The 2,673-nt window shown below is 72.8% G+C and carries 1 protein-coding gene; it reads right to left on the bottom strand.

What is annotated here, in order from left to right:
* Positions 1-66: 66 nt before the first annotated feature.
* On the bottom strand, positions 67-2,673 hold a 2,607-nt coding region (gene treY / locus JMF90_RS32610; RefSeq protein WP_201325976.1), incomplete at its 5' end, for a malto-oligosyltrehalose synthase.

The following is a 2,673-nucleotide window of genomic DNA, read 5'->3' on the forward strand; positions in this document are numbered from 1 at the left end:
GACGGCACGTTTTGCACAAAATCGATTTCGGTGACACAGGGTTGGCACGCATTGGGGGCATCGGTTTCAATTTCGACCTCGCCCCGCGACGAGCACCGCCACTGGTAATTCGGCCAGACAGCGATCGAGCGCCAGCACACCTTCCGGCGCCTTGATCGCCTCGCGCGCATTCAACCAGTCCGTCCACGGTCCTTCAACCCCGCGCGGCAGCACGACCGTCGTATCGCCCCATTGCGCAGGCTCCACGCGCGGCAACGCGGGCGCTTCCCCCAGCAACCGGCACGCGAGCCGTGTCGCGACCACCACCACGGTGGCTGCCTCATCACATCGCGCGAACGCCACCACGTGCCGCGCAAGCCTGCCGCGCACCCGCAGCGGAACGTAGGCGCCGTCCGCGAACGTCGCCGGCCATCGCGCCCGCAGCGCCAGCATCCGTTCGATCAGCGCGCGTTTCACGCGCGCATCGGGCCACGTTGGCAGATACGACGCGACCGGCCCGTCGACCGGTTCGGCCGCCAGCGTCGCGAACGGCACGTCGCGCCGGTTGTCCGGATCGACGAGCGAGTGATCCCATGACTCGGTACCTTGATACAGATCCGGCACGCCGGGCGACGCGATCCGCAGCGCCGTCTGCGTGAGGCTGTTGACGACGCCGGCCGGCGCGATCCGTGCGACGAACGCATGCAGCCGATGCGGAAAATCGCCCGCGCCGCGCGGCGTCAGGATCGCGCGGACGAACGCTTCGCAGCCGTGCTCGTAATCCGGCTCGGGCGCGAGCCAGTCGGTGTACTGCTTCGCTTCGCGCAGCGCCTTCGTCTGCCACTGCACGACGCGTGTCGCGAGCGCGTCGAGCCCGGCCGCATCGTCGGGCGCGAGCGCCGGCGGCCAGCAGCCGACGAGCGTCTGGTAAAGCATCGTCTCGGCGGCCGGCCCGGGCGTCCACGCGAGGTCGCGGTGCGGGCCGCCGCGATGAGGGAGATTCAGCGCCGACCAGTCGAGCGACACCGCACGCCATGCATCCGGCACCTCGCTGAGCACCGCGAGCCGCGCGCGCGCGTCCTCGCCGCGCTTGTGGTCGTGCGTGGCCGTCGCGACGAGCCCGTGCGGCACGGTACGCGCGCGGCGCCGGTTGCGCGCATGGAACGCGCCGCGCGACAGGCTGAAGTCGCCGGCGTCGGCGCCGACCTCGTTGCGCGACAGCAGCCGGCCGTAGCGATAGTTGGCGGTATCCTCGACGCCCTTCGCGGCCAGCGGCGCGGTGAGCTGCGCGAACGCGACGCGCGCCGCCAGCAGCGCATCGGCGTTGGCGCGCGGCACGCGCACGACCGGCAAGCCGAGCCACGCGGCGACGCGTTCGAGCGCGAACCGGTCGGTCGGGTCGACCGCCGCGTATGCGCCTTCGTACGCGTGGGCGAGCACGCGCCGGTCGTCGTCGGCCGGCTCGTCGCCCGGGGCCGGATACATCCGGTACACGGGCAGCCGCACCGCGAGTTCGCCGAGCACGCGCTGGATCGCGATCCGGCTGACGTCGCGCGTGACGGGCGACGCCCGTGCAATTTCGTGCAGCAACCGCGCGACCCGCGCATGCTCGGCGGCGAGCTGGCGCATCAGCACGCGCCGCTTGCCGTCGAGCGCTTCCTGCGCGAACGTGCGCGCCGAACCCGACACGGCCGCCCAGTGCGCGGCGAGCGGTTCGGCGCCGGCCGGGTCGTGCAGCAGCGCGCCGACGTCGTTCATGAAGTCGTAGCCGGTGGTGCCGTCGACGGCCCAGTCGCTGCGCAGCGCTTCGCCGGGCGCGAGGATCTTTTCGACCACGACGTAGGGTCTCGCGTCGCGCTGCGCGGCGAGCCGCGCGTGCAGCCGGCGGCAATACGCGCGCGGATCGGCGAGGCCGTCGACGTGATCGACGCGCACGCCGTCGACGAGCCCGGCGGCATGCAGGCGCAGCGGCAGCGCATGCACGGCGTCGAACACCGCATCGTCCTCGACGCGCACGGCCGCGAGCGTCGCGATGTCGAAGAAGCGCCGCCAGTTCAGCTCGTCGGCGGCCGTGCGCCACCAGGCGAGCCGGTAGTGCTGGCGTTCGAGCAGCCGGTGCAGGCACGCGCGCGAGCGGGCGCGGCGCGGGTCGGCGCCGCGTAATACCGCGTCGAACGCATGCGGGCCGTGCGCGGCCGCATAGTCGCGCAGCGCCGCATGGGCGGCGGCGAGTCGCGCGCTGTCGCGTGCCGGTGCGGCATCGAAGCGCTCGGCGAGCGCGTTCAGGTCTGCCCGGTTCGCGATGCGCAGGATCTCCGCGTAGGTGGCGGCGGCGACCGGCAGCCGCCGCCCGGGGCACGCGATGATGAAGCGGCCCGTGGCCGGATCGGCGCGCAGCGTGATGTCGCCGGCCGCGAGCGCATCGCCGTACGGCGCGCCGAGGCAGGGCAGCAGCACCTTGCCGTCGAGCGTGGGGTCGGGCGGATGCCAGTCGATGTCGAAATAGCGTGCGTACGGGCTCGCCGGCCCCCATTCGAGCACGTCGTTCCACCAGCCGTTCGACGACCCGCCGACGCCCATGTGGTTCGGCACGATGTCGATGACGATGCCGAGGCCGCGCGCACGCAGCGCGTCGACGAGCCGCATGAAGCCGGCTTCGCCGCCGAGTTCCGCGCCGAGCGCGCCGTAGTCGAC

The sequence above is a fragment of the Burkholderia sp. E168m23 genome (assembly GCF_016586125.1).
Classification (GTDB): Bacteria; Pseudomonadota; Gammaproteobacteria; order Burkholderiales; family Burkholderiaceae; genus Burkholderia; species Burkholderia orbicola.